This is a genomic window from Lewinella sp. 4G2 (assembly GCF_001625015.1).
Taxonomy (GTDB): domain Bacteria; phylum Bacteroidota; class Bacteroidia; order Chitinophagales; family Saprospiraceae; genus Neolewinella.
This window is the reverse complement of sequence record NZ_LVWJ02000014.1, coordinates 688,720-714,804: the sequence shown is the minus strand read 5'-3', so window position 1 is coordinate 714,804 and position 26,085 is coordinate 688,720. Positions and strand designations below refer to the sequence as shown.

The 26,085-nt window shown below is 57.5% G+C and carries 24 protein-coding genes; 17 read left to right on the top strand and 7 right to left on the bottom strand.

Going from position 1 to position 26,085, the window contains the following annotated elements; translation table 11 throughout:
* Nucleotides 1–34: 34 nt before the first annotated feature.
* The 10 genes from A3850_RS04400 (at nt 35) to A3850_RS04355 (ending at nt 9,120) form a co-directional block, all read left to right on the top strand.
* Nucleotides 35–2,569 (top strand): toprim domain-containing protein, encoded by a 2,535-nt coding sequence (locus A3850_RS04400; RefSeq protein WP_082921613.1) that lies wholly within the window; start codon nt 35–37, stop codon nt 2,567–2,569.
* A gap of 60 nt (nt 2,570–2,629) precedes the next feature.
* Nucleotides 2,630–3,565 (top strand): tyrosine-type recombinase/integrase, encoded by a 936-nt coding sequence (locus A3850_RS04395; protein WP_082921612.1) that lies wholly within the window; start codon nt 2,630–2,632, stop codon nt 3,563–3,565.
* Nucleotides 3,562–4,434, top strand: coding sequence for a tyrosine-type recombinase/integrase (locus tag A3850_RS04390; RefSeq protein ID WP_082921611.1), 873 nt, complete (start codon nt 3,562–3,564; stop codon nt 4,432–4,434). Before A3850_RS04395 ends, A3850_RS04390 begins: the two co-directional genes overlap by 4 nt.
* Nucleotides 4,435–4,988: 554 nt before the next feature.
* The gene (locus tag A3850_RS04385) at nt 4,989–5,861 is read left to right on the top strand and encodes an RHS repeat-associated core domain-containing protein (protein WP_068214590.1); all 873 of its coding nucleotides are present in this window, start codon (nt 4,989–4,991) and stop codon (nt 5,859–5,861) included.
* A 720-nt stretch (nt 5,862–6,581) separates the two neighbouring features.
* Entirely contained in the window at nt 6,582–6,881 is a 300-nt protein-coding gene (locus A3850_RS04375; protein ID WP_068214586.1) for a hypothetical protein, read from the top strand.
* Complete coding sequence (locus A3850_RS20550; protein WP_076639924.1) at nt 6,860–7,126, top strand: hypothetical protein; 267 nt, start codon at nt 6,860–6,862, stop codon at nt 7,124–7,126. Before A3850_RS04375 ends, A3850_RS20550 begins: the two co-directional genes overlap by 22 nt.
* A 77-nt stretch (nt 7,127–7,203) precedes the next feature.
* Nucleotides 7,204–7,668, top strand: a complete 465-nt coding sequence (locus A3850_RS20105) for a hypothetical protein (protein WP_157500878.1) — start codon at nt 7,204–7,206, stop codon at nt 7,666–7,668.
* A 543-nt stretch (nt 7,669–8,211) separates the two neighbouring features.
* Nucleotides 8,212–8,421, top strand: coding sequence for a hypothetical protein (locus tag A3850_RS04365; protein ID WP_068214583.1), 210 nt, complete (start codon nt 8,212–8,214; stop codon nt 8,419–8,421).
* A gap of 103 nt (nt 8,422–8,524) precedes the next feature.
* A complete protein-coding gene (locus A3850_RS04360) occupies nt 8,525–8,794 on the top strand; it encodes a hypothetical protein (protein ID WP_068214581.1) in 270 nt (89 codons plus the stop codon).
* Between the two features lie 11 nt (nt 8,795–8,805).
* A complete protein-coding gene (locus A3850_RS04355) occupies nt 8,806–9,120 on the top strand; it encodes a type II toxin-antitoxin system RelE/ParE family toxin (protein ID WP_076639923.1) in 315 nt (104 codons plus the stop codon).
* Between the two features lie 12 nt (nt 9,121–9,132).
* Here A3850_RS04355 and polA read toward each other — a convergent pair whose 3' ends face one another.
* Nucleotides 9,133–11,964, bottom strand: coding sequence for a DNA polymerase I (gene polA, locus A3850_RS04350; protein WP_068214578.1), 2,832 nt, complete (start codon nt 11,962–11,964; stop codon nt 9,133–9,135).
* A 147-nt stretch (nt 11,965–12,111) separates the two neighbouring features.
* Nucleotides 12,112–13,212, bottom strand: a complete 1,101-nt coding sequence (locus A3850_RS04345; RefSeq protein WP_068214576.1) for a gliding motility-associated C-terminal domain-containing protein — start codon at nt 13,210–13,212, stop codon at nt 12,112–12,114.
* A 431-nt stretch (nt 13,213–13,643) separates the two neighbouring features.
* Between A3850_RS04345 and A3850_RS04340 the strand changes: the two genes are divergently transcribed.
* Nucleotides 13,644–14,207 carry a hypothetical protein gene (locus A3850_RS04340; RefSeq protein ID WP_068214575.1) on the top strand — a complete coding sequence of 188 codons (564 nt, stop codon included), beginning with the start codon at nt 13,644–13,646 and terminating at the stop codon, nt 14,205–14,207.
* Between the two features lie 108 nt (nt 14,208–14,315).
* Here A3850_RS04340 and A3850_RS04335 read toward each other — a convergent pair whose 3' ends face one another.
* Together A3850_RS04335 and A3850_RS04330 are read right to left on the bottom strand one after the other, a co-directional pair.
* Nucleotides 14,316–14,636, bottom strand: coding sequence for a low molecular weight protein tyrosine phosphatase family protein (locus tag A3850_RS04335; protein ID WP_068214573.1), 321 nt, complete (start codon nt 14,634–14,636; stop codon nt 14,316–14,318).
* Nucleotides 14,637–14,708: 72 nt separating this feature from the next.
* Nucleotides 14,709–15,827 carry a hypothetical protein gene (locus tag A3850_RS04330; protein WP_076639964.1) on the bottom strand — a complete coding sequence of 373 codons (1,119 nt, stop codon included), beginning with the start codon at nt 15,825–15,827 and terminating at the stop codon, nt 14,709–14,711.
* A 128-nt stretch (nt 15,828–15,955) separates the two neighbouring features.
* On the opposite strand from A3850_RS04330, the gene A3850_RS04325 reads away from it, so the two are divergent.
* Nucleotides 15,956–17,317, top strand: coding sequence for a hypothetical protein (locus A3850_RS04325; protein WP_068214569.1), 1,362 nt, complete (start codon nt 15,956–15,958; stop codon nt 17,315–17,317).
* Between the two features lie 154 nt (nt 17,318–17,471).
* Here A3850_RS04325 and A3850_RS04320 read toward each other — a convergent pair whose 3' ends face one another.
* Nucleotides 17,472–19,742, bottom strand: coding sequence for a hypothetical protein (locus A3850_RS04320; RefSeq protein WP_068214568.1), 2,271 nt, complete (start codon nt 19,740–19,742; stop codon nt 17,472–17,474).
* 104 nt (nt 19,743–19,846) lie between these two features.
* On the opposite strand from A3850_RS04320, the gene A3850_RS04315 reads away from it, so the two are divergent.
* Entirely contained in the window at nt 19,847–20,392 is a 546-nt protein-coding gene (locus A3850_RS04315) for a cytidylate kinase family protein (protein WP_068214567.1), read from the top strand.
* Nucleotides 20,393–20,485: 93 nt separating this feature from the next.
* A complete protein-coding gene (locus A3850_RS04310) occupies nt 20,486–21,799 on the top strand; it encodes a UDP-glucose/GDP-mannose dehydrogenase family protein (RefSeq protein ID WP_068214566.1) in 1,314 nt (437 codons plus the stop codon).
* A gap of 180 nt (nt 21,800–21,979) precedes the next feature.
* Here the strand turns inward: A3850_RS04310 and A3850_RS04305 are convergent, their stop codons facing one another.
* A complete protein-coding gene (locus A3850_RS04305; protein WP_068214564.1) occupies nt 21,980–22,990 on the bottom strand; it encodes a glycosyltransferase in 1,011 nt (336 codons plus the stop codon).
* Between the two features lie 64 nt (nt 22,991–23,054).
* On the opposite strand from A3850_RS04305, the gene A3850_RS04300 reads away from it, so the two are divergent.
* From A3850_RS04300 to A3850_RS04290, 3 genes are all read left to right on the top strand, one after another.
* The gene (locus A3850_RS04300; RefSeq protein WP_068214562.1) at nt 23,055–23,651 is read left to right on the top strand and encodes an SIS domain-containing protein; all 597 of its coding nucleotides are present in this window, start codon (nt 23,055–23,057) and stop codon (nt 23,649–23,651) included.
* 67 nt (nt 23,652–23,718) lie between these two features.
* Complete coding sequence (locus A3850_RS04295; RefSeq protein WP_082921610.1) at nt 23,719–24,921, top strand: class I SAM-dependent rRNA methyltransferase; 1,203 nt, start codon at nt 23,719–23,721, stop codon at nt 24,919–24,921.
* Between the two features lie 78 nt (nt 24,922–24,999).
* Complete coding sequence (locus tag A3850_RS04290) at nt 25,000–25,698, top strand: glycosyltransferase (protein ID WP_068214560.1); 699 nt, start codon at nt 25,000–25,002, stop codon at nt 25,696–25,698.
* A 68-nt stretch (nt 25,699–25,766) separates the two neighbouring features.
* Here the strand turns inward: A3850_RS04290 and A3850_RS04285 are convergent, their stop codons facing one another.
* A complete protein-coding gene (locus A3850_RS04285) occupies nt 25,767–26,057 on the bottom strand; it encodes a YiaA/YiaB family inner membrane protein (protein ID WP_068214558.1) in 291 nt (96 codons plus the stop codon).
* Nucleotides 26,058–26,085: the final 28 nt, after the last annotated feature.

Here is a 26,085-nt window from a genome sequence, read left to right as displayed (position 1 = left end):
CAGTTGAACAGAAAACTGATCGAAGCCGCCGCCGATGACCATCTCCGAGATCAAAACCGCCCTCCCCATTACCGCCGTCCTGGCGAACTACGGCCTGGAAGCCACCGCCACCGGCGCGATGAAGTGCCCCTTCCACGTCGACGAGTCCGCCTCGATGAAGATCTATCCAGACACGAACACCGCTTACTGCTTCGCCGGTAGCTGCGAGGTGGAAAGCGTTGATGTCATTGACTTCGTGATGCACATGGAGAAGTGCGACAAGCGGGCGGCGATCTTGAAGGCAAAGGAGTTGTGCGGCGGCGCTATCACGGAATCGACGAAGCCAGCACCGGCGGCGACGATGAAACCAGCCGTTGAGCAGCTGGATGTAAAAGCCATCTACGCCGCTAGCCGCGAGGCGATGCAGAAGCACGCCGCCGCCCAGGCATACTGCCTCGAGCGCGGGCTAAAGTTCTGGGACTTCCTCGGCGTAGGCTACAAGTCGCGCAAGACGCCGGCCAAGTGGGGGCGGGGTTGCATCATCCTGCCCCTGCGTGGTGAGGATGGCCAGGTGACGAGCCTGTACGGCCGGGCGATCAAGGGCAGCGGGCATTACTACACCGCCGGGCGGCGGGGGCTGTATCCATACTATCCGGACGCTACGACGCGGACGTTGATCCTGACCGAGAGCGTGATCGACGCGGCCAGCATCCGCCGTTATGAGTTCGGGCTAGACTTGTATGCGGTCCTGGCGCTGTACGGTACGAACGGGTTGACGACGGAACACCGGATGGCGATCGGGGAGCTGAAGGACTTGCGCGAGGTGATCCTGGCTTTAGATAATGACGCGGCCGGGCGGGCGGCGACGGAGAAGTTGGCCGGGGAGTTGCTATTGATCAAACCGAACTTACGGATGAGCTTCGTGCGGCTGCCGGAAGGGGAAGACGTTAACGGCGTGACGAGTAAGATGACGGATGTGGAAACGGAGTTCGGTGGGTTGTTGGCCGGACGGGAAGAGATCACGTTTGTGGTTGGTGGTGACGATACGGACGCGGTTGTACCACCCAAAAACTCTGCACCCGCGACCGCGCAAAAGCTAGACACGGCTAATCCCAACAACCTTATATATAGGTCGGCCACGGCGACGTACGAAGTGAAGGGCGGCATCCGCACGGCGGAGAAAGATCTGGATAGTCTTAAAGTGACGCTGGCGATTAGCATCGCGGGCGGACGGCGCAGCCGCCAAAAGCTGGACCTGTACGAGGATAAGCAAATCAGCAAGGCGGCGCGGGACGTGGCCGAGCGGCTGGGCTTACGCGCCGACCTGATCGAGCTGGACCTGGACCGGTTGACCGAGCTACTGGAAAGCTACCGCGATACTTTGCGTGCCGGCGTCGGCCGCGACGATAAGCCGAGCGTGGCCGTCAGCGACCGCGACCGGACGCGCTGCCTGCAGTTCCTCAAAGCGCCGAACTTGCTGGCCAGCATCAACGAAATGATCGAGCGGGCGGGCATCGTCGGCGAGGAGAATAACCGGCTGTTGCTGTTCGTAGTGGCCAGCTCGTACGCGATGCCGCAGACCTTGCACGCGCTCATCCAGGGCGCGAGCGGCAGCGGTAAAACCAGGCTGCTAGGGACGGTGGCGGAGATGATCCCGGCGGAAGAAGTCGAGCGGTACACGCGGGTGACGGAGGGCAGTTTTTACAACCAAGGGGAATACGACTTCGTCAATAAGTTGCTGTGCTTCGAGGATCTGGACGGGCTGAAAGAGGAGGCTTTGTTGGCGGTGCGGGAGTTGCAGTCGAGCGGCATCATCCGTAGCGCGACGAGCGTGAAAAACGAGTTGGGCAACATCGAGAAAGCCAACCGGGTGGTGCGCGGTCCGATCGCGTCTTTGGCGTGTACGACGAAGGCGGAAGTGTACGAGGATAATATCAGCCGTTGCTTCGTCGTGGCGGTGGATGAGAGCCAGGAGCAGTCCTTGCGGATCATCGAATACCAGAATAAATGGAGCGCGGGCAAGGTCGACAAGCGGGACGAAAAGCGGGTGCGGGAGTTCCTGCAGAACTGTCTGCGCTTGCTGGCGCCGTTGGAAGTGATCAACCCCTTCGCGGAGCGCATCAGCCTGCCGGCCAAGGCGCACAAAATCCGGCGGCTGAACGAGTTGTATCAGTGCTTCGTGCGGCAGGTGACGCTGTTGAATCAGTTCCAGCGGAAGCGGGACGGGCGGGGCCGGCTGGTGACGGCGCCGGAGGACTTACGGGTGGCCTGCGAGATCCTTTTTGAGAGCATCGTTTTGAAGGTTGATGAGCTCGACGGGAGCTTACGGCAGTTCTTCGAGCAGGTCAAAAGCTACGTCAAGCGGAAGGGTGAGAGCTACGCCTTCAACCGCTTCGAGTTGCGCGGCGTGGTCAAGCTGGGTAAGACGCAGCAGCACCACTATCTAAACCGGTTGGTCGAGTTAGAATACCTGGTCAAAGAGGGCTTCGCCAATCGCGGCTACCGCTACAAGGTGGCGCACTGGGATAATATGGAAGCGCTGCGGGCGCGCATCAAAAACGACCTGCTCGAACAGCTAGACGGCCTATAAACCGGACGCCAGCGAACGCCAGACCGAACGCCAGAAGGCGCGTAAACACTGGCGAAAAGGATGAATAGACCCCTGGCGTTCGGTGTTCGCAAAAAGTGTAAAGAGGGTATGGCAAGTATGTACGAACCAATGACGGAAAACTACCGGTCTTTACTGGCGACTTGTCGGGCGGAGTTGCGGCTACTGGGTTATGCCAAAGGGACGGCGAAACTTTGCGGGGCGGGCGAGATGCTGCGGTGGTTGGAGGAACGGGGGCTGTTGGACTTGGCCGAAGTTGGCAAAGACGACATGGCGGCGTACCTGGCCTACCTAACGACGCGGCCAAGCGCAACGGGTGGAGCGCTGAGCTTGTACACCGTGACGGGCTACCTGTTTAGCTGCAAGCTGCTGTTCGACTACGCCGAGCGGCACGGGCTGCGGGGCGGTTCTCCGTTGCTAGGCTTAGAGTTGCCGACGCCGCCGGCGTCGACGAGAAAGGCGGTGAGCCGGGCGGTTATCAATAAGCTTTACCAAGCGGCGGCGGAGGATGTACGGACCACGGTGCTGCTGCACCTGCTGTACGGTTGCGGGCTGCGCAGAATGGAAGTCGTGGACCTGAACGTGGGCGATGTCGACCATCAAAATGGGTTGCTGTACGTCCGCAGCGGAAAGGGTAAAAAGCGGCGGGTGATCCCGCTAGCGGCGCGGGTGGCGGCGGGGCTGAAGAACTACCAGAAGCGGGAGCGGTGGCGGTGGGTGAGCGGGGCGAATAGTGGGGCGTTACTGCTCAACGATCGGGGTGGGCGGATGCTGGGTAACGTGATCAGTCGGCGGCTGGCGGCGGTGGTGAAAAGGGCGAAGGTCAAAGAGATTATTACGCCGCACGTCTTGCGGCACTCGGTGGCCACGCACCTGATCACCAAGGGCATGGACCTGGAGCGAGTACGTGACTTCCTCGGTCACGATCACCTGGAAACGACGCAGATCTACACGCACGTAAACGCCGGCGACACATGAACCTGGATGACTACCTGAGCGCGAACTACACGGTGGCAACGGCGAGAACCTACGCCTTTGAAATCGAGCGGTACCTGGTCTACGTCGGCGGGGAAAGCGGGGCGTTGCGGGTGAAGTACGCCGACGTGGTCGGCTACCTGGTGAGCTTGCGGGGGCGGTACGAGAATGGGGAAACGGTGCGGCGGATTTTGTACTCGGTCAAAGCTTATCACCGGTATCTGTTGAAGGTTGGCAAACGCGAAGATCATCCGGCGTCGCGGTTGCGGTTGCGAGACGTGGCCAGAACTGACCAGGTTCAAACACAAGACTTGCTTGACGCGGCCGAGCTGGAGAAGTTGCTGACGACAAGGGTGGAGCGATATCCGTTATTAGCCAACCGGAACGCGGTTATCATCGGTCTGCTGGTACATCAAGCACTGACGGTTAGCGAAGTGGGAAGGTTGCAAGTTGGCGACGTCGATCTGGCAGCGGCGACGATCAAAGTTAAAGGGTCAGGAAGGCAACAGGCGCGGACGCTAAAGCTGGCGGCGGTGCAGGTGATGACATTGTTGGAGTATCTCAAAGAGGACCGGCCCAGGTTGATGAGGGATGATATAAAAGCGCTGATCCTGACGAGCCGGGGAACGGCGGAAAATGGCGAAGGGGTGCACTACCTGGTGGAGACGCTTAGGCCGTTGGTGCCAGGCAAACGGTTGACGCCGATGGTGATCCGCCAAAGCGTGATCGCGCTCAAACTCAAGAACGGCGGAGGCTTACGGCAGGTGCAGGTCTTCGCCGGCCACAAAAAGGTGACGACAACGGAAGGGTACCGCGAAACGAATCTGGAGGAGCTGCGGGCGGCGGTAGTGCGCTTCCACCCCTTACGCTAAAGGAAAGCCTTGAACATCGGACCGAGCACAAACTGAATCCCACCCCCGGCGCGGCGGCGTCCAAGAAACGCTACCCGACAATGCTCCCGAAGAAGGTCGCACTGCGGGTAGCTGGCCCTTGGCCGCCGCCGAGCCTCCCACCCTTAATGTCGCAGCTGAAGCGACCCAATATCCGCCGTCCGGTTCCGCGGAAGCTCCACCGGCCGGAGGGGACCGAGCTGAAGACTTTGGGACCAAAAACGAAAGACCGACGGACCGAACTTGAGACGGTGGACGTGACCAGCGGGACCGCTCGTCTTACCGCCCGTCTAACACTGGGGCTAAATCGCCGCCCCAGACCCCGCGAAGCCCAGCCTGGATGTTCACTTTGGTGACATCGATGGGTGGGTTGCTCCCGTAGACCGTGCGACCAAAGCGAACATCCAGTCCGGGCTACAACTATGCCACCGGAGGACTGAGAACCGGTGGCGTCGTCGTGATCAAGACCGCGTGCGCGTGCGTGTTCAGTTTTTATTTTCAACTGAAGAAGAAACTGAAAATGAGTACCTTAGGGCATGTGTCTGGGAGTGGTTGAAGGCGGGAAAGTTGGTGTAGGTGAGCTACTCTATCGGTATAATGGGATAGAAAGGAATGAGGAACTGGAGTTGGATTTAGCGTTTTACAGGTCTTATGATGCAACAATAGGTCGATGGTTACAAGTAGATCCTTTATTAGAGAAATTTACAGCATTATCTCCTTACAATGGAATGGGGAACAACCCAATATATTATAATGATCCACTGGGAGACGATATTAGTATAGATGTAGGTTATGACGATGAGGGGAGTATAAATTCTGTGACAATCAACTTGACCGGAAAAGTAGTATTTAATAATGGATGGAGACAGAGCAAACAGGAAGGGTTCGTCGAAAAACTAAATAGTAGAATACAGAACCGAATGTCAATTGATGGTGACGTTCAGTTGTCTGTAAATTCTAACCTGACAGCATCCGACGGGAGCGATGTAGAAGAAAGTGATCATGTGATCTATATGGAAAATTTTTTGGATAAATCAAGTGTAGTGGGTAATGCTAGGGGTTTTGTAAATGACATTGGTGGTAAAGCTATGTACGTCACATCGACAACGAACATAATACATGAAGTAGGCCACTGGTTGGGCCTTCTTCATCCTAAAGATTATCCTGGCAATTCTGGATTAAATAAGGACGATATATCATATAACAATATGATGCATCATCCAGATGATGTATGGAATGGAAATCCAACTTCGAGCTATCATAGATTGGACGCAATTCAGTATCAAATGGCTCGAAATATGTATAATAGTGGTAGCCTTAACAAGGGTAGCAATAAATATAATCCTACTGCTAAAAGAACTAGAAGGCAGACGAATGTTGCGATGTATGCACTGAAATTAGGACAATGATTATGCGATTGAAAATGACTATTTTCCTGTTTGTGACCGTCATTATTACTTCTTGTAGTAGAAATAGTAGTGTAGTCGTACTAGGAAGTGGGTGGGACGATGTGAGATTAGAGATCAAGGGTTTTTGTCCAGGAGCTCATTGCAACGAACTAATTTATAGAGATACTATTCCATTTGGTTATAAACAATATTGGAAAGTTATCGAAGTATCAAGCAGCAAGAGATATAAATACCTTTATTTTAGGATAAATGAAACTCAGACTATAATGCTACCGGCTGAATCGTTTAGAAGATCAAGACCCATTGATATTACTCTTTCAGGAGAAAACAAGTACTTGGAGGCGTTTTTGTTGAAAAGTCTCTCGAAAAAAGATTGGCAAAAATACGGTGGCAGTCCCCGCAATGAGTAGCTATCCGCGTACTACCAGGCTTTCCGAGTAGCGTCAATTAGCCCCCCCTAACCAACTGCCCCCCCTCCCCCAGAAACACAGCGGCTGCGAAGAAACCGACGTCCCCAACCACCCCGAAACCTTCGGAGACGATGAGAGCAACTACGCCGGTCAATACGACGGTTTCCTTCCCCGCGACCGCACCGTCTTCGAAGGCAGCAAAACCACCTCCACCGCCAAGATCCCTACCACCAATGCCATCGCCCTAACCGGCCAGGAACTCGTCAAACTCGAAGCCGGCTTCTCCGCCAAAAAAGGCACCAACGTACTGGTGGACACGAAAAAGTGCCCCACCCGCGTTACGTGGCAGTACGAGTATTACCTAAAGGATCACCTCGGCAACACCCGCGTCCGTTTTGCGGACCTTAATTTGGATGGGGTTATCCAGGATCAAGAGGTGTTGGGGGAGCATCACTACTATGCTTTTAGTATGGAGATGGAGGGGGATTGGAATGCTGGTGGGGAGGAGGCTCGGTACCGGTACAACGGTAAGGAGTTTAATGGGGAGCTGGGGTTGTATGATTATGGGCTAGGTGGTATGATGCGGCGGTGGCAAGATGGACATCTGTAGACCCTCTTGCTTCAAGTATGGCGAGTTGGTCACCGTACAATTACACATTCAATAATCCAATACGGTTTATTGATCCTGATGGACGCTCACCCTTAGGGGATTATTGGTACGTACATAACGGTACTGTTCGTCACTTAGGATCTGATGGGGTCAATGACGGCAAGAATTATGGTGTTACGGATATCGCTAAGTTTGGAGCTGAAAGAAGAGCAGGTCTTGGTGATCCACAGGACCAAATCTGGTAGCCAATGGCGGTGCCAAAGAATTAACTACGGTTTTACCCGAAGGAGCGGAGAGTGAAGGGGCAGCGTACCAGAGTCTGATGAACGACGCTCAAGCGACGATGACGGACGACAATCCTGGCGGAAACGAGCAGGCTTACGAAATGATTATGGATACGGATTCGGGGACTATAACACTATCGAGAGTTGATGGCTCTGGTACGAACAAGATGGGTATACCAAAAAGCGGGCCGGGACATATTCAACTTAGTAGCCCTGAAGAAGTAAGAGAAGCGCATGGTCCGAATGCTGCCAGCTTTGGCGATGTCCACACGCATCAGAACGAGACTGGATATTCGAGTGTAGCAGACGTGAGGGATAGAAATAATGCAGGTCCGGATGGCACCAATGCCAGAAGAAGAGGAGTAACTACATTCAGTATTGGAGCTAAGGGTAGCACCATTGGCCATAACCGCCAGGGTAGTACAATCGTAGGGCCAAACTCTTCCGTTTACAGTGGCCAAATCAGCTTAATTCAACGGGCACTAGATGCATTAAAGAAATGAGAAAAGCATCGATTACATCCGTCATTCTGTTACTTGCTTATTTATCTTCTTGCCAAACTAGCATGATAATAGTAGAGTACCAGGAAGAGTTAAACGATCAAATTGAAGCAGTTTACAGGGACTTAAAAGACTCAAGATTTAGAACTGGAGTACGAAACGCTGAAATATTTGCCCTAGTAAATGACTGCGACTACTCTACTACGATCACGTTCAATTATACAGCGAACCTACCTGAATCTGTGCAGAAACAGGTTAATACGTCTAGGCGCTTTATTCTGTTGGATGGTGAAAGGGTACCCGTCTTGTTCTACTTTGATAATGGAAACTCACCTATAAGAAAGGGCGGAGTAAACCACGGGTTGATCGGGGGAATGTTAATAAAATTTAATACAACAGGTGAAGTCATTTTAAAAGGCCCAGTCGAGTAAAATCGTTCCCGCCCAATGAGCAGCTACCCGCAGGCCGCCAGGCTTGACGGGTAGCGTCAATTGGGCGCGCCCGAAACTCCTCCTCCCCGCAAACACAAGGGCTACAAAAAATCAAATGGTTCCCAAACACTCCAAAACCCACGAAAACGACACTAACCGCACCTGCCAGTACAACCGTTTCCTCCCCCACAACCGCACCATCTTCAAACGCAGCAAAACCACCCCCACCGCCAGTACCTCCACCACCATCGCCCCATCCGGCCAGGAACTCGTTAAACTCGAAGCCGGCCTGTCCACCAAAAAAAAGGCACCAACGTACTACTAGACACAAAAAAGTGCAAAACCAACCACCACCTCCCAACCACTTAAACAACTGACTTAACCGCTAAACCGTTACTTTTAGACCAACGCCACCAACACCAATAGCCATGACCAAAATCGACATGCGGACCGAAAGCCAGCAAATCCTGGAACGAATCGACGAGCGTTTTTTAGCGGCGGTGTACGCGCTGCTCAAGACTTATGAGCGTGAGGAACAAGACGTGCAAGGCGAAGTGATAGGTTACAATATTAAAAATAATGAGCCGATCCTGGCCAGCGAAGCAGACGACGTCTTCGAAAAAATCGTCAATGACGTGAAGCGGGGTAACTACCTTGACGTGGACGACATAATCGCGAAAAAGTCCGCTCAGTGGTAAAGCAATAGTAAGTGCGCGTATCCACCGAAGCACAAGCCAGTCTACAACACATCGTTGATCATCTAACTGAAAAAGCTTCGTTGCAAACTGCTCTGAAGATGGAACGCAAACTGCTGCTGGCAATACAGTCGCTAAAAACTTTTCCTGATGGATACGGTCAACTTAGGATTAAACGAAAGAAGAGCGATAACCCCTACCGCTTTTTACCGGAAAGTTCTTACAAGATTATCTACACCGTTGAAGAAACACCTAACCCAGTAGTAATCATCATCGAGTTAGTCCACGACAGTCAATCAATGAAGGGCGTTGAGAAGATACTGCCTTAGGAGGCCCCCCCCCTAATGCGCCTCCAACCAATTCTCCCCCATATCCGTCTCCACCACAATCGGCACCGCCAGATCCGGAATCGCCTCCCGCATCAGTTGCTCAATGATGGGCTTAACCGTCTCGACCTCCTCCCGCGGCGCGTCGAAGACCAGTTCATCGTGGACCTGCAAAATCATCTCCGTCTTAAAATCACCCGCCCGCAGGGCTTCGTCAATCCGGATCATCGCAATCTTGATCATGTCGGCGGCCGTGCCCTGAATCGGCGTATTCATCGCCATCCGCTCGGATAGGGCGCGGGCCACGGAGCTGCGGCTATTGATGTCCCGCAAGGTTCGTTTCCGGCCCAACAACGTCATCGCGTAACCTTCGTCCTTGGCCGTATCGACGGAGGACTTCATGAAGTCCCGCAAACCGGCAAAGCGTTCGTAGTAGTTCTTGATCAGGTCGCTGGCCTCCTGGCGGGAGATCTCCAACTCCTGCATCAGGCGCTGGCTGCCGGCGCCGTAGAGGATGGCAAAGTTGATCGTCTTGGCCTGGTTCCGCTGCGTCCGGTCCACTTCCTCGAACGGCACGTCGAACACGATGGCCGCCGTTGCCGTGTGGATGTCACGGCCCTCCTGGAAGGCTTTCACCATCCCCTCGTCACCACTCAGGGCGGCCACGAGGCGCAGCTCGATCTGGGAGTAATCCGACGCCAGCAAGACGTGGTCCCCGTCGCGCGGTACGAAAGCTTTGCGGATCTCCGCGCCCTCCGGCGTCCGCATCGGGATGTTCTGCAGGTTGGGGTTGGAGCTCGAAAGGCGGCCCGTCGCGGCAATCGTCTGGTTAAAGCTGGAATGGATCCGGCCCGTCAGCGGGTTCACCAGCAGGGGCAGGGCGTCCACGTAGGTGCCGAGCAGTTTGGAGAGGCTCCGGTACTTGAGGATCTTCTTCACGATGGGGTACTCCACCGCCACGTCCTGCAGCGTGGCCTCGTCCGTTTTGAACTGCCCGGTCTTCGTTTTGCTGCCCTTGTAATGGATGCCCATGCGCTCGAACAGAATCTGCCCGATCTGCTTCGGGGAGCCGATGTTGAACTCACTCCCGGCCTCGTCGTAGATCTCCTTCTCGATCGTCCGCAACTGGGTGGTAAGGACTTCGGAATAGTTCTTCAAAAAGTCCACGTCCAGGTTCACCCCGGCCAGTTCGATGTTGACGAGCACCGGGATCAGCGGCGCCTCGATCGTGTTGTACAGCTCCACGAGGCCTTCTTCCTCCAGCTCCGGCCACAGCGCGTGGTAGAGCCGCATGGTGATGTCGGCGTCCTCACAGGCGTAGTCCACCACTTTATCCACGGGCACCTGGCGCATTGTGAGTTGCTTCTTGCCGGAGCCAATCAGGTCCTTGATCGGGATCGGTTTGTAGTTCAGGTACTCCTCACTGAGGAGGTCCATCGAGTGGCGCTTGTCCGGGTGGATGAGGTAGTGCATCACCATCGTATCCAGCAGGTCGCCGCGCACGGGGGCGCCGTAGCGCTCCAGCACGATCAGGTCGTACTTAAGGTTTTGCCCCACTTTTTGGGTGCTTTCGTCGGCCAGCAAGGGCGCGAATTCCGCCACGATGGCCTCGCACGCAGCCCGGTCTTCGGGCACCGGCACGTAGTACGCTTCCCCGGGCGCCCAGCTGAAACTAAGGCCCACCAGCTCCGCCTGCGTGGGGTCGATGCTCGTGGTCTCGGTATCGAAGGCAAAGATCCGCTGCTGTTTCAACTGGTCGATCAGCGCGGCGCGTTCCGGGGCGCTTTCCACCTTGTGGTAGTCCTGTTCGGTGTTCGCAAAGTGGTCGTCCGCAATCGCGTGGGCGGCCGGCTTGCTGAAGCGTCCTCCCCCTCTTTTGGGCGCTGACGCAGGTGCGGAGGAAGTGGGTTGGGCGAACAGATCCCCCTGCGTCGGGACGGGCGCGTTCTGCTCCAACGCCGGGTTCGTGTTGAGGATCTCGTTGGCGATCGTCCGGAACTCCAGGTCGCGGAAGATGTCCGTCAAGTGGTCGTAATCGAATTCATTGATGTGGTAGGCCTCGGCGTCAAAAGCAATGGGGACGTTCACGTCAATCGTCGCCAGCACCTTGCTCTGTTCGGCCATCGCTTTGTGCTCGATGAGTCGCTCCCGGTTCTTCCCCTTGATGTCGTCGATGTTCTCGTAGATGCCCTCCAGGCTACCGTAGGCGTTGATGAACTTGGCGGCCGTCTTCGGCCCGATGCCGGGTACGCCGTGGATGTTGTCCACCTTATCCCCCATCAGCGCCAGCAGATCGATGACCTGGATCGGCTCCTTAATGTCCCACTTCTTGTTGATGTCCTTCACGCCGAGGATCTCGATCCCGTTCCCCATCCGGCTGGGCTTGTACATGTAGATGTTCTCTTCCACGAGCTGCCCGTAGTCCTTGTCGGGCGTCACCATGTACACCTCGTACCCCTCCTTACTGGCCTGCTTGGCGAGGGTGCCGATCACGTCATCCGCTTCAAAGTTCGGGATGATGATCACGGGAATATTGAACCCCTGCAGGATCTGGTGCACGTAGGGAAACGCCACCCCGATGTCCTCCGGCTGCTCCTCCCGGTTGGCCTTGTAGTCCGCCGCGATCTCGTTGCGGAAGGTCGGCCCCTCGGGGTCAAACACCACCGCGAGGTGCGTAGGGTTTTGGTTCTTCATCAGGTCCCACAGCGTCCGCGTAAAGCCCATCATCGCCGAAGTATTGATCCCCTTGGAGTTGATCAGCGGCCGGTTAATAAAGGCAAAGTGCGCACGGTAAACGAGGGCGTGGCCATCGAGCAGGAAAAGCTTCTTTTCGGTAGGTTCGGACATGGGGTAAAGATAGTTTGCGGTTGCGGCTTTACGAGCGCCACTTAGCGGGGTGAAAACTCGAGGAGATCTCTTGTGCCCGTATGAGTTTCTAATTTCAGTTGCTAGTGACTGGTTGCTAGCAACTAGAAACTAAACCCTAGAAACTACTCATCGTATCAACAAAACCTCCCGCCCAACCCGCTTCACCAATACCCCTCCTTCAAAATAGTCCACCACAGCGAGATACACTCCGTCCGGTGCCTCGTGCCCATCCCAAGGTTCAGTGCCGATGTAAATCCGCCCGCCCCAACGGTCATAAATGGTGTAGCGCACGGTGCCAACGGCTCCTAACGGCAGCCCCACCCGGTACCGATCATTTACCCCATCCCGATTCGGGCTGAAGGCCGTCGGTAGGTACAGTGGAAAATCCGGCGCCATAACGAGTGTATCGTTCATCACCACTGTATCCACCGTCACCGTGTCCATTCCGCTTGTGTCCGTTGTCATTGTGTCCGTCATCATGGTATCGACCGTCATCGTATCTACCACCATCGTGTCCACCACGGCGATCACTGGGGCCGGTACCGAGCAATCTTCCCGCAATCCGTACTCATCTGCCGTGCGGTCGTAGTAAGCACCGTCGCCGTCGGGTAGTAGGGCCGTGTCGTAAGTCAGGTCCGTCGCTTCGCTGGGGCAGTTCACCGTGATCGTCCGCAGCGTATTCGCCCCGCTACCGGGCCGGTTGGCGAGTGCGCCGACGGTCCGTTCGCAAGCATTCTGAAGCACGTAGATCGTCCGTCCATTACTGCACAGCGCGCTGAAATCCAGACTATCGATGCTTACCGTGGACGCGTTCCCCGTCATTACGAACAGCACGGTCGCGTTGGCGGGGATGATCCCGTCCGGCCCGAGGGGCACCACGTCCCCACACCCCGTTAACGCCGTCACCGTTGGCACTTTGAAGGCGCAGTTATAAGGCGTCCCGTCCGGCCCCGTCCCCACGTCCCCGTTCTGGCTCCCGAAGCCATTAAAGGGCAGGTCGATCCCCAAGTTATTCACCGGGAAGTCCATCTCCCCGTTCTGCAACACCAACAATTCCACCTCCACCGTCCGCTCCGGGTTGGTCGGGTTGGCCACCGTCACGCAACTGTTCACGATCGCCACGTCTGGGCTCGGGCACTGGGCCAGCAGTCCGCCAAAACTCAGCATCAACACAATCAGGGCGCTCACGCAGGTGCGAAGGAGGAGGGTGAGGGGGCGAGTGGGCAACGGCTTTTGGCTTTCCCTAAAAGTAACGGATTTGGTACTTTGATGCGTTGGATGCCAAAGCACCAAAGCACCAACCGAAACTCCGTCACCAACTCCTCATTCATATACCGGTAGTCATCACCATGATAGCCCGGACCACGCAGTAGACGCAAAGCGCATCAGACGGACCGAAGGTCAGGAAAGATCCCGGCGAAAATCGAAATTAGAAGAGCGAACGCAACGGAAATCGTCATTCGTTAAAATAACAGATTTAGTCCTTTAGTGCGTTGTTACTTTGATGCATCGGATGCCAAAGCACCAAAGTAACAACGCACCACCATCCCCAACCCCGCACCCGCGTCAGCGCCCAAAAGCATTCGACGCAACCTTCCCAACAATACAAATACAGAAATCTCCTACTTTTGTCCCCTAAATTAAATCCCCCTATTAACATGAGAATTCTCCTCTCCCTTTTTTTCGTTCTAATCGCCATCGTAAGTGCCGACGCCCAACTCGCCCCACCGGCCGAGGGCAAAGCCGTGGTCTACATCGTCCGCGCTCCCGGAAACGCCATGCTGGTCAATTTCCGTTACTACGACGGCGACCAACTACTCGGTCGCTTCAACGCCGGGAAGTACCTCCGTTACGAATGTGAGCCCGGCGAACACGTCTTCTGGGCCCGTTCCGAAAACCGCTCCTACGTGGAAGCCGATCTGGAAGCCGGCGGTATCTACGTCCTCGAGTCCGCCGTCCTCCCCGGTGGCCTGAAGGCCCGCGTGGCCCTCGTGCCCGTCGTCAAGAAGGGCGATAAGGACGTCCGCAAATGGATCCGCAAAATGATCAATAAAAAGGATGCCCAGACCTTCACCGATGCCGAACTCGCCGAATGGTCCGATAAAGTCAGCGACGCCACCGACCGTGGCACCGAACGCTACGAAAACCGCAAGGAAAAAGGCAAACGCACCAAGCAAATGGGCCGCACCTCTAAGCTCAGCCTAGCGGATTTGAAAATCTAGGTAGCGACCGTTCGCTAGCGCGCAAATCCTCCTCGTAAGCCCCCACCATCCCGTGACGATCACCGTTGCGAGTGGTGGGGGCTTTCTTTGATTAAACCAGAGTGTATTTTAATCGATGATGCCCTCCATCACCAACCGTAATTCCGCCACCAATTCCTCATTCATATACCGATAATCATCCGGAATGTCCAGCACCTCCACCTCCTTCCCCCGCACGGCATCCGGAAACCTTTCCTCGATGATCTCCCGGTGGCGGTCCTCCATCACCAGAATACGATCGGCCCACCTCAACAAACTGGCGTTAACGCGCACCCGCGCCGCAGCCGAAGTACCGGCGGACTTCACCTGGTGCAGGCCATTGTTTTTGAAGATGGTCTCAGCCGTGCGGCTGCGCCACTGGTTGCGGGAGCAGAGGAAAAGGAGGTTCATGGGTGTGGAATAGCGGGTAGCGAGTTAAAAGTTGCTGCGCCTTTGCTGTAAGCGGCAAACGTTGCACCCAGCTCAATACCGCAACCCCGCCCCATCCTCCAGCCGCGCCACGATGCCCCACCCGAAGAAGAAATTCGTTACCCCGATCACCAACTCATTATCGCCTTCCTGCAGGGGGAGCTCGAAGTGGCTGTTTTCGATGGAGCACCGCCCCCGCGGCGCCTTCATACCCGGCGTGTTGTACAGATTCTTATCCACGTACAGCGGCTTCCCGTTCAGGTATACGTAGACTTCGTCGCTGAAGCCCAGGTCCAGCCGGCGGGTGACGGCGGTGGTGGCTGCAATGCTCGTCTTGAGCCAGGTAATTCGGCGTTCGCCACCGGGCGTTTTCCCGAAACGGCGGCTGAGGTTGACGAGGCCCAGCCGCTCCGCCCGGATGGGCGTCCACGCACCATCTTTTGGCACCTCCGTCGGTTCCGTGCCGAAGGGGAGGGCTGCCGCCGGGCTTATGCGCCAGTTGCGGAGGTAACGGGCGTCGTTGTGGGTCGGGTCGAAGCCGGCCCCTGGGCTCAGTCCCGGGGTCACGTCGGGCGTAATGGTGAGGTTGGCCAGGATGACGCTGCCGTCGAAGCCAATCGATCCACTCGTCCAGTCGCCGTCCATTTGCGGCACGTACAGGGCCGGCGTTTCCATATCGTTCACGTAGGCCAGCAACTGCCGGTCGCGCACCACCAATTTGACGTGGTTCCACCCCGAGCCCAGCAGCGTGGCGTTGGACTGGTAGTCGCCACTCAGGTCCCACAAATTCACGCCCCCGAGGACGGCGGCGTATTGGATGGCGGAGTTGACCATCGGGTCCCCCACCGCATTGCTCCGCAGGTAGAAATGCTCGGAATTTTGGGCGTCCTTCCGCCGGAAATGAATGCTCGTGAACCGGGTCTGGTCCGTGAGTTCCACGTCGTACTCAATCGTCCCGTTGCTGAAATTCACGTCTCGTGGCACGATGATGTTTTCGCCGGTCGCCGCTGCCCCCTTATCACCAATTTTCAGCGCAGGCACACCCCGGTGGGTAATGAAGCTGGCGTCGTAACCATTAAGGTTCCAAGCCGCGGCCTCCAGTGGAATTTTATTCTGCGCTGCCGCGGGTGCAATGAAAAGGGCGAGTAACAAAAGGCAAAAGAATGTTTTCACGGTCGTGAGGGGTTTGGTTCGGCCACAAAAGTGACGGCGCCACCAAAAACCCAGGAAACACGCGCGGTGCAAGGCCGTGCAAACTCGTGCAAGGCCAATTTTGCCACCCCCGAACCTACCTTTGTGCCATGGTATCGGACGAAGATTTACTAGCCAATCTCCTCACTCGGGTGGAGGCCCAACTAGGGTGGGGCCCCGCCGCGCAGTGGACGAACAAGGACTTCCAGGACCTCAGCGAAAACATCGCCGAAGCCACCGCCGTCACCCTCAGCCCGACCACCCTGAAACGCGTCTGGGGCCGCGTCGCTTACGCCAGCCAGCCCAGCACGACGACGCTCGACGCCCTGGCCAACTACGCCGGTTTTGACCACTGGCGCGCTTACCGGGCTCAACAATTGGAGACCGCATCTCCAACGGTCGTCGAACCAGCGGAAATGGAGGTCCCCAGCCCAAGCATTCCTTCCCTGCCGACGGAAGACACCGTTCCCACTTCGCGTAAGGTTAAGCCCATCGCGCTCGTAGCCGGATTTCTCCTACTGGGTCTCGTCCTGACCGTACTCTATCCTTACCTGACACCCGCGGCAGCGCCCAACTCGCCCCGCCCAGAATCGGGTACAGCGCCCGAGAAACCCCTGCTTGATCCCGACGATTTTCACCTGAGTTTCCGGCCCGTCACGACCGGCGTACCCAACTCCGTCGTCTTTAACTACGATGCGAAGCTGGCTCCCGCAGCCGACGAAATATACCTTCAGCAAAGCTGGGATGCCCGCCGCCGCGAAAAGCTGGACCCTGCGGGCGATACCCACACCTCGATCTACTACCTCCCCGGTTATTACCGGGCCAAATTGGTGGTGGGCGATCAGGTCGTAAAGGAACGGGAACTCTACCTGCGGGTGGACGATTGGGTGGCGGCCGTAGCAACCGAAACCGCGCCCGTGTACCTGCCGCTCGAGAGCGTCCGCCAGAACGGACAACTCTCCATCACGCGGAAAATGCTGACGGATATGGGGATTGCCCTCCAACCGGACCCACCGACAACCGTATTCTCCCACGTAGGCGCCACCGAAAACGTGCGGACGGACGACTTCAGCTTCACCACCCGCCTCCGCCACGATTTCTGGGAAGGCGCCGGCGCCTGCCAGTTTGCGCGCGTCCTGCTGCTCCTGGAAAATGGCGTCATCATCATCCCCCTCAGCGCGCCCGGTTGCGTCGCTGAACTGGAGGTATACGCGGGGGGCAAAGTACTGAGCGGCCGCAACCGGGACCTCTCCGCCTTCGGCCTGAGTGGTAACGACTGGATCGAGCTGGAATGCCGCGGCCAGGAGGGGCTCCTGACCTTCTTTGCGAATGGCCGCAAGATCCTGCAGGTAGAAAGTACGGAGGCACCGAAGGAGATCGTGGGCCTGCGCTACGAATTTTCCGGCTTCGGCTCCGTGGATGGCTTCGCGCTGCGCGACCGCGATGGTGTTGCCTGGGAGGATACGTTTTAGGATACGATTCGTTCACCGCATCACGCCCATCTCATAGATCATGAATAGTATAGCATACGGTACGAGCGACCTCAAGCGGGGTTACAACTCGAGGAGATTACTACAATCTGCATAAGTTTCTAGTTTCTAGTTTCTAGTTGCTAGCAACTAGAAACTAAAACCTAGAAACTGAGTCTCCCAAAACCCCCACCACCCGATCCAACTCCCGCTTCATCGCATCCGTATCCAAAGCGCGGAGAACTTGGGCGCGCTCCCGCTCCGTCAGGTGGAAGGAGACGGAGGTGCGCAGGGGGTCATCCGCCGCAGGTTGGTAGTTGAAGCGGTGGAGGTGGAAAAAGTCTTCGCCGAGGGTTTCCGCCAGTTGGCCCAGCAGGACTTCCTGGTCCAAAATCTGCACGCCCAGGATGTTGCCCGCCACCCCAACCGGGCTAAAGAGGGATTCGACGACGCCGCGGCTCCCGTCGTCATCCTGGCGAATGTCCTCCTCCCGGAAGGCGCTGATCTGAATGATGTGCACGCCGGAGGTGTTGGCGCGGATCCAATCCTGGAACACCGTCACGAAACGGGTAGCGGAAACGATGCCGTAATTGTCCCGGTACCCCGCATCCATCACCCGCACCGTGGGCTTGGTGGGTAGCCGGACGAGTGGCAGCACGTAGGGGTAGGTCGCGTTCATCCGCAGGGCGGTCGTGAAGTTGAGCTGGTCCGCCCCCTGCTCGCGGAAGAGCCAACCAAAATCGACCATGTCGGGCTCCAGGTCGATCTTGCCGTTCATGGCCGTCGGCGGGGCCGTCATGTAGGACACGCCCTGGGGGGAGATGACCATCCGCCGCCCGTCGTCCACCACGCTGGGGGTGACAAAGAGTAGGGGAATGCGGGCCTCCCGCTCCGGCTCCCGGTAGGCGGAAAGCGGTTTCTCCAGCCCGCCGCCAGTGTTTAGGTTGAGCTCCCGTTCGAAACCGTAGGCACGGTCGCGCCGGTACTTCTTGCCCATGACTTCCACCTTGGTGAAGGGGAGGAAAAGGTCGTTACTGACGATGGAAAAAGTAATTGGATTGAGCAGGTCGCGGCTGATGGCGTCCAGCCGGGAAGCGTCCTTTTCGCGGAACTCCGGGTCGTTGAGGTAGGCCTCCCGCAGCGCCGCCAGCCCGATCTGGCCGCCGGAGGCTCCCGTCATTAGCGCCGTCCCGCGCAGGAGGGCACCTTCGCTGCACCGCTCCAGGGTTTGGGTGACGTGGGTGGCCCAGAGCGCCGCCGTCAGCCCCCCGCCCGAGGCGCAGACAATGATGAAGGGTGGTTTCTCCTGGCCCTGTTTCTCCCGCCAGTTGTTGAGGATCTTTACGGTGGCGGCCCGATCCTCCCGCAGTTGATCGCTCCCGTACAGACTTTTCAGTTGTTGGGTGGAATAGCGGGCTTGTTTGCCCTTGTAGTTCAGGCCGTAAGCCTGGTTGTCGAACTGAAAAAGCGCATTGCTCGTCAGCACGTTGATGCCAATGGCCAGCAGGATCAGCAGCGTCACCCGCCACTCGGAAAACCAGTAGCTGATGCCCCCGATGATGGCTACGATCAGGCTCAGCAGGATCAATGCGCTCGCGCCAGCTGGAATCTGGAAGGGGGGCCGGTCGATCAGGATACCGAGAAGGGCGAGCAGGACGATCGTCCCAAATTGCAGGTACAACGCATTCTTGTGGTTCTGCCGGAAGATGCCCTGCAGCAACGTCGACTCGTAGTGCGCCACCGAGCGGACGAGTTTGGTGCGCAGCTTCTCGTTGAAGTAAGTCCGCACCCGGTAGGGGTTGTCGAACAGCGCGCTCAGTTTTGGGCCGAGCCCCCGCGTCCGGTACGCCCGGCGGCCGATGGTGGTCTTACGATTGTGGCTGGGCCCCATATTCGGGGGTGGCTCCCGGAATTTGGGCCGGTAGTAACTGATGTCCCGGTTCGTCAGGTTGAAGTAGATGGCGTAGAGGAACATACTCAGCGTAAGCCCCAGCAAGAGCCCGCTCAGGCATTCCAGGTAGCGGCTGTGCTGCCCGTCCAGCTGGAAGAAGCGCCACAGTTGGAAGCAGTAGGTAAACAGCACGGCCAGCGGCAGCAGCGCGTTGTTGATGCAGTACTTAAAGAAGGGGCGGGAGAGACTGGCCAGGAAGTTGAAGTAACCACCGAGCAGAAGGTAGGTGCTCAGGTTCCAGCTCATCGTAAAGAAGGCGAAGGCACCCCCGATGATGAGGAAGGGCCAGAAGCCGGATTCGTTGAGGTACTCCGGGTCGAGAAAGAGGTACTGCAAACCGAGGTTGCGCCCCAGTATCCCCGAGACCATGAGCAGGAAGAAAATCCAGACGGCCAGCAACAGGAAGTTGCTCCGTAGGTGCAGCAGGAGGAGCTGGACGGAAAAGGAACGATAGAGGCCACGGAAGAAAGCGCGCACGAAGCCAAGTTAGGAAATACCACTCAACCGGGCCGCCTGGAGACCCTCCCTGCGTCGGGCGCTCCAGGAACCCTGGGAATCCCTAAACGCCTTACCTTCGCCGCATGAGCCTCAGAAAAATTACCATCACCGGTGATCTCGGTAGCGGGAAGTCCGTCGTCAGCAAGGTCCTGAAGGAGAAGTTGGGTTTTCCCATCGTCAGCACCGGCACCATCCAGCGGGCCATGGCCGCCGAACTGGGGGTCTCTACGCTGGAGCTCAACCGCTTGGCGGAAACGGACCCTTCCATCGACCAGAAGATCGACGCGGCCTCCATCGCCCTCAACGATGAGCCCGAGCCGTTCATCTCCGACTCCCGGATGTCCTGGTTCTTCATTAAGGACGCGCTCAAGATCTACCTGAAGGTGGACCCCAAGATTGCCGCCGCCCGCATTTTTGGCGACGAGAATCGCTTCTCCGAAGCCTACGAAAACGTGGAGGAGGCTTTTAACCAACTCGGCCTCCGCCGGGCCGCCGAGATCGAGCGCTTCATCGAGAAGTACGGGGTGGATTACACCGATCTGGGCCAGTACGACCTTATAATTGATACCGGGTCCGTCACCCCCGAGGAGGTGGCCAGCGTCATTTTGGCGCGGCACGCCTGTGGCTGAGTTTTGTCCCCAATCCCTTTTCTTTGCACCCGCGGCAGCGCCCCATCATCCTTTTTCCGCGCCAGCCGTTAGCTACCAAATAATCCCCACCGAATGAAAATTGCAGTTGTAGGCACCGGATACGTTGGCCTCGTTACCGGAACGTGTTTCGCCGAAACCGGCAACGAAGTGATCTGCGTCGACATCGACGCCAAGAAAGTTGAACGCATGCGCCAGGGCGACGTGCCCATCTACGAGCCCGACCTGGACGTCCTCTTCGCCCGCAACCAGAAGCAGGGCCGCCTGAAATTCACGACCGACCTGCAATCCGCCGTCGACCACGCCGAGATCATCTTCCTCGCCCTCCCAACCCCCCCGGGGGACGACGGGCAGGCGGACCTCAAATACATCCTCGGCGTAGCCAAGGACCTCTCCGGCATGATCAGCAAGTACACCGTGGTGGTGGACAAATCCACCGTACCCGTCGGGACGGGCGAACGCGTGCACGCCGCCCTCGCCGAAAAGCTGGATACGGACCTGTTCGACGTCGTTTCCAACCCCGAATTCCTCCGCGAAGGCGTGGCGGTGGACGACTTCCTGAAGCCCGACCGCGTCGTGATCGGCACCGAATCGGAAAAGGCCGAGGAGGTGATGCGCCGCCTCTACGAACCCTTCGTCCGCAGCGGCAACCCCATCATTTTTATGGATATCCGCTCGGCCGAAATGACCAAATACGCCGCCAACTCCTACCTGGCCACGCGGATCACGTTCATGAACGAGATCGCCAACCTGTGCGAGCAGACGGGCGCTGACGTAGATGCCGTGCGGAAGGGGATGGGCAGTGATACCCGGATCGGCAAACGCTTCCTTTTCCCCGGCGTCGGCTACGGGGGCAGCTGTTTCCCGAAGGACGTCCAGGCCCTCGCCCACACCGCCGGGCAGTACGACTACAACTTCAAGATTCTGGACGCCGTAATGGACGTCAATACCCGCCAACGCTTCCGGATCGCCGACAAGATCGAGGCCTACTTCGGCGACGACCTGAAGGGCAAAACCGTCTCCCTCTGGGGCTTGGCCTTCAAACCGAATACCGACGACATCCGCGAAGCCCCCGCCCTCTACACCATCGACCGCCTACTGGCCGCCGGCGCCAACGTCCGCGCTTTCGACCCCGAAGCGATGGACAACGTAAAGGAACTTTACGGCGACAAGGTCACCTTCTGCGGCGACCAGTACGAAGCCCTCCAGGGCGCCGACTGCTTGGGCATCATGACCGAATGGTCCGTCTTCCGCACCCCCAGCTTCGACCGGATGAAGGAAGCTATGGCTGCCCCAATCATTTTCGACGGCCGTAACCTCTACGACCTCCGCCGCATGGTGGAAGCCGGCTTCTACTACGATTCGATTGGGCGGAGTAAGGTGGGGTAGGTTGCCTTTCCTAGTGCTTTTGTTTTCCTCTCCCCCGGCCCCTTTTGCTGCGCAGCTACTTCGTGGTCCAAAGGAGAGGGGAGACGTGATTGGTGTTAATTGTGGAAATAGGATATTGCCTAAAATCGGTGATACTAAGAATTGCGATTGCTTTAGCAGAGATAACTGCTAGAAATCCCTCTAATCATAAAACGTCTTCTCAAAAGCCGAGTAGACGTCCTTCCCCAGTACGATCCGTTTCCAGAAGGCGGAGAGGAAGCCCGTACCGTACCCGAAAAGCATGACGAAACTCGCCACCACGGCCCGCGCGCCGATGGTGAGGCTGCCCGTTTTTACGGTGGCGTCCACCAGAATGAGGAGGGCGTAAATCAGGGGGACGGCAAAGAAGACCGGCGACCAGATCAGGCCAAGTAAAACGGCGAACGTGACGCCCAGCGTAAAGACGGCCGGAGCGAAGTGGACCAATTTCAATGAACCCGGATGGGCCTTGTGCAGGTTGATCCGCGCGATGCCGGAGTTGAACACTTGCTTAAAGAATTGCCGCAGCGTCGCCCGGCGTTTGTGGTAGACGAAAGCCTCCTTCACCAAACCCGCCGTGAAGCCGGCCCGGTTGATGCGGATGCTCATGTCGATGTCCTCCCCGAAGCGCAGTTTGGAAAAACCTCCGGTTTGCTCGAAGACCTCCCGCGAGTAGCCCATGTTGAAGCTGCGGGGGTGGAACTTCTCCATCTTCTCGCTGCTGCCGCGGATGCCCCCTGTCGTAAAGGTGGACGTCATCGCGTAGTTGATAGCCTTCTGTGTGTCGGTGAAATCCTCGTGGGCGGCGTCGGGGCCACCGAAGCAGTCCAGGTTCCGTTCCCGCAGGGCCTGGGTGATGACGCGGAAGTAATCCGGTGGCAGCACGCAGTCGCTATCCAGGAAGATGCCGTAGTTGCCGCTGGCCCGTTCGAACCCGTAGTTGCGGCTCTGGCCGGGGCCGGAGTTGGCCTTGTAGAAGTACTTCACGTTGAGGCGGTCGGCGTAGCGCTCCGCGATCTCGTCGGATTTGTGTTCGGAGCCATCTTCTACGAGGACGACCTCGAAGCCCCCCTCCGTCTGGGCGGCCATGCTGGCGAGGAGTTCCTCTACCTCATCCTGGCGGTTGAAGACCGGGATGATGAAGGAGATGGTGCGTTCCGAAGGGCTGCTCATGGGGCAAAGGTAAACAAGCTTTCACACGGGGGCGGCCCACTTCCACCGCCGTATCTTCGCCCCCATGAACCGTGCCGCCCAGACCATCCGCGACAACCTCCAAACTTCCCTGCACCTGCGGCAGCGCCTGCTGGAAGACGACGCGACGACGGAAACCGTAACCCGGATCACCCAGGCCATCATCGATTGCTACGCCAGCGACGGCAAGGTGTTCTTCTGCGGCAACGGCGGCTCCGCGGCGGACGCCCAGCACCTCGCCGCCGAACTCTCCGGCCGTTACTACTACGACCGGCCACCCCTCTTCGCTGAAGCCCTGCACGTCAACACGAGCTACATCACGGCGGTAGCGAACGATTATTCCTTCGCCGAGATCTACTCCCGCTGGGTCACCGCCATCGGCCGGAAGGGCGACGTCCTGATCGCCATGTCTACTTCTGGCAATAGCGAAAACGTCGTCCGCGCCGTCAAAAAAGGCAACGAAAATGGTATGGTAACGGTCGGCTTCACCGGCGAATCCGGCGGCAAACTAGCCGGGCTGTGTGATCACCTACTGGCCATCCCCAGCACCGACACCCCCAGAATTCAGGAGTTGCACATGCTCTACGGCCACACCATTTGCGAGATTGTGGAGCGGGCTGTCTTTCCGAAGACTACAGACTGAAGACTATAGACTGAAGACTATAGACTACAGACTACAGACTACAGACTCCAGACTAAAAACTACAGACTTGAAAACCCTCCCCATCACCCTCACCGCTCCCGGCGAACGCGCCCTCCGCGCCGGCCACCCCTGGTTGTTCGACGGGGCGATCCGGTCGGTCAAGGGCGAAGGCCGGGCGGGGGATTTGGCGATCGTTTTCAGCGTCAAAAAGAATAAGTGTATTGGCGTGGGGCTGTACGATCCGGACTCCCCGATCCGCATCCGCGTGCTGCAAGCCGGCCCGGCGAAGATCGATGCGGCGTTCTTCCGGGAGAAGATTGAGGTAGCAAAAGCCAAACGCACGGATTTGCTCAAAACCGATACCAATGGCTACCGCCTCCTGCACGGCGAGAATGATGGTTTGCCCGGTTTGGTCGTCGATGTCTACGCCGGCGTGGCGGTCCTGAAGCTCTACTCCCCGGCCTGGTTGCCGTGGTTGGCATTGCTGCAACCACTCATCGTCGAGTTAGCAGATGCCCGGGCACTGGTGCTGCGCCTGGCTAGAGTAGTTCAGGGCGCTGCCGCAGGTGCCGGGTTAAAGGACGGGCAAGTGCTGGCGGGCACCCTGCCCAACGAAGAGATCACTTTCCGCGAACACGGGCTCCAGTTCTACGCCAACGTGGTGAAGGGACACAAGACCGGCTTCTTCCTCGACCACCGCGCCAACCGCAAACGAATCGGCGAACTGGCCGAAGGGAAGCGGGTGCTCGACGTGTTTTCCTACGCGGGCGGCTTCAGCGTCCACGCCCTCGGTGGCGGCGCCGAGCGGGTGACGAGCCTCGACATCAGTGAACCGGCCCTGGCCCAGGCCCGCCGCAACGTCCAACTCAATTTCGGAGACCAACCCGCTGTAGAGGACCGCCACCAAACCCTTGCCGCCGATGCCTTCGAGGGACTGGCCGACCTCGCCAAAGAAGATGAATCCTTCGACCTCGTGATCGTGGACCCTCCGAGTTTCGCTAAGTCGGACCGGGAGATCCCCGGCGCCCTTAAGGCGTATCGACGGGTGAATAAACTGGCCGTTCCGCTGGTCGCTCCGGGAGGGATCTTCGTAGCTGCCTCCTGTTCCGCCCGCGTGTCGTCGGACGAATTTTTTCGGGTCATTGCGTCCGTACTGCAGTCTTCGGGGCGGAAGCACCAGTTCTTGGAGAAAAGCTTTCACGACGTGGACCACCCCATTGGTTTTGCCGAAGGAGCCTACCTCAAGACGGTGTATTACCGGGTGTGGTAGCGTGGGGCTCGGTCATTCGCCGGACCAAATGTTGCGGTTGCTCGTGGTACTTTCGCGGCTCATTCAGCCCCTGCGTTCATGCACATCCACGTTGTTATCCCCGTCATTGACGAAGCGCCCAATTTGCGGGAGCTCCTTCCCCTGCTACTGGGGGAGTTAGTTGGCCGGGGCACCGTCACCGTAGCGGACGGTGGTAGCACGGATGATATCGCCGACGTGATGGCTACCCACCCCGAAGTAAATCATTACCACTGCAGCCAGTGTGGCCGCGCCTTTCAAATGAATGCGGCGGCCCGCCAGTTCGCCACGGCGGCGGACGTGGTGTACTTCGTCCATGCGGATACGCGGCCGCCCGGAGGGTTCTACGAAGACATAAAATCGGCCGTAGACGAAGGATACGATGTAGGCTGTTACCGCTTCAAGTTTGACATGTTCCATCCCTTGCTCTCCATCAATGCCTTCTGCACCCGCTTCAACGGATTGGCTTGCCGGGGTGGGGACCAATCCCTCTACCTGACCCGTAAAGCCTTTGAGCAACTGGACGGCTTTCGCGAGATGAAAATCATGGAAGACTACGACATCATCCAACGCACGTGGGCGAGCGATCTGCAGTTCAAAGTGATGCCGAAGGACATCCTCGTTTCCGCGCGTAAGTACCGCGTCAATGGCTGGTTCCGCGTGCAAATGGCCAATCTCAAAGTCTTCCGCATGTATAAAGCGGGGGAGCCGGAGGAGGAGATGATTCGGACTTATCGGCGGATGTTGGATCCGTGGTAGGGGGGTAGTCTACAGTCTGTAGTCTATAGTCGGGTAGTACCATCTGACTACAGACTACAGACTATAGACTAAAACTCCCTCCCCGGGTTCTCGGATTCACTCAGAAACTTCTCCGTCTTAGCTCGCTCCACCTTGTTGTAGAGCCGGTCCGCCTCGTGCTTATCGCGGATGACTTTGGCGAGGGTAAAGCAGGAGCTTACGGTGAAGACGAAACCCATGGCGAGGAAGCCTTTGGTGATGGTCGTAGCTTCGAGGAGGACGATGCCCGCGATCGTCCCCAGGGCGGCCAGCACGAAGCTGATCCAGGCCATGTTGTGGAACGATTTACTGTTGGAGTGGTCGATGATGGAATGTGCCATTCGTCGTTGGTTTTGTTAACTACCGGCG

Bases quoted from the DNA above. Each gene is read 5' to 3' on its own strand.
- A3850_RS04335 (WP_068214573.1), bottom strand. From the start codon at position 14,636: ATGAACCTCCTTTTCCTCTGCTCCCGCAACCAGTGGCGCAGCCGCACG.
- A3850_RS04360 (WP_068214581.1), top strand. From the start codon at position 8,525: ATGACCAAAATCGACATGCGGACCGAAAGCCAGCAAATCCTGGAACGA.
- A3850_RS04390 (WP_082921611.1), top strand. From the start codon at position 3,562: ATGAACCTGGATGACTACCTGAGCGCGAACTACACGGTGGCAACGGCG.
- A3850_RS04310 (WP_068214566.1), top strand. From the start codon at position 20,486: ATGAAAATTGCAGTTGTAGGCACCGGATACGTTGGCCTCGTTACCGGA.
- A3850_RS04290 (WP_068214560.1), top strand. From the start codon at position 25,000: ATGCACATCCACGTTGTTATCCCCGTCATTGACGAAGCGCCCAATTTG.
- A3850_RS04325 (WP_068214569.1), top strand. From the start codon at position 15,956: ATGGTATCGGACGAAGATTTACTAGCCAATCTCCTCACTCGGGTGGAG.
- A3850_RS04315 (WP_068214567.1), top strand. From the start codon at position 19,847: ATGAGCCTCAGAAAAATTACCATCACCGGTGATCTCGGTAGCGGGAAG.
- A3850_RS04395 (WP_082921612.1), top strand. From the start codon at position 2,630: ATGAATAGACCCCTGGCGTTCGGTGTTCGCAAAAAGTGTAAAGAGGGT.
- polA (WP_068214578.1), bottom strand. From the start codon at position 11,964: ATGTCCGAACCTACCGAAAAGAAGCTTTTCCTGCTCGATGGCCACGCC.
- A3850_RS04340 (WP_068214575.1), top strand. From the start codon at position 13,644: ATGAGAATTCTCCTCTCCCTTTTTTTCGTTCTAATCGCCATCGTAAGT.
- A3850_RS04300 (WP_068214562.1), top strand. From the start codon at position 23,055: ATGAACCGTGCCGCCCAGACCATCCGCGACAACCTCCAAACTTCCCTG.
- A3850_RS20105 (WP_157500878.1), top strand. From the start codon at position 7,204: ATGAACGACGCTCAAGCGACGATGACGGACGACAATCCTGGCGGAAAC.
- A3850_RS04365 (WP_068214583.1), top strand. From the start codon at position 8,212: ATGGTTCCCAAACACTCCAAAACCCACGAAAACGACACTAACCGCACC.
- A3850_RS04285 (WP_068214558.1), bottom strand. From the start codon at position 26,057: ATGGCACATTCCATCATCGACCACTCCAACAGTAAATCGTTCCACAAC.
- A3850_RS04305 (WP_068214564.1), bottom strand. From the start codon at position 22,990: ATGAGCAGCCCTTCGGAACGCACCATCTCCTTCATCATCCCGGTCTTC.
- A3850_RS04385 (WP_068214590.1), top strand. From the start codon at position 4,989: ATGTGTCTGGGAGTGGTTGAAGGCGGGAAAGTTGGTGTAGGTGAGCTA.
- A3850_RS04400 (WP_082921613.1), top strand. From the start codon at position 35: ATGACCATCTCCGAGATCAAAACCGCCCTCCCCATTACCGCCGTCCTG.